Consider the following 343-nt stretch of genomic DNA (forward strand, 5'->3'; position numbering starts at 1 on the left):
GATGGACAGGTAGAAGTGACGCTTGCCTTCAGCCTTGACGCCGACACCGGTGATGTCGACGCGATAGGTTTCGCCGTGCACGTCGATGACGAACTCGGTCGGCACGCCTTCGCCGCCCGCCTTGGTCACACCGCCCGCTTCCGGAATCGGCAGCAGCACTTCCGGCGTCAGGGTGCCGGCAGCACGCTCTTCGAGGAACTTGCGGCCAATGTCCGGGAACATGGCGAAGGTCAGCACGTCTTCTTCCGACTTGGCCAGTGCGCCGATGTCGGCACGCAGCTTGGTCATTTCCGGCTTGAGCAGATCGGCCGGACGCACATCGATGACTTCTTCGCTGCCGATG

The 343-nt window shown here is 63.0% G+C and carries 1 pseudogene; it reads right to left on the minus strand.

Annotated features, from left to right (window positions below):
* A pseudogene (locus BK660_RS31365) lies at positions 1-343 on the minus strand (pyruvate carboxylase subunit B); the annotation flags it as partial.

It is taken from the genome of Pseudomonas brassicacearum (assembly GCF_003732265.1).
GTDB lineage: Bacteria > Pseudomonadota > Gammaproteobacteria > Pseudomonadales > Pseudomonadaceae > Aquipseudomonas > Aquipseudomonas brassicacearum_D.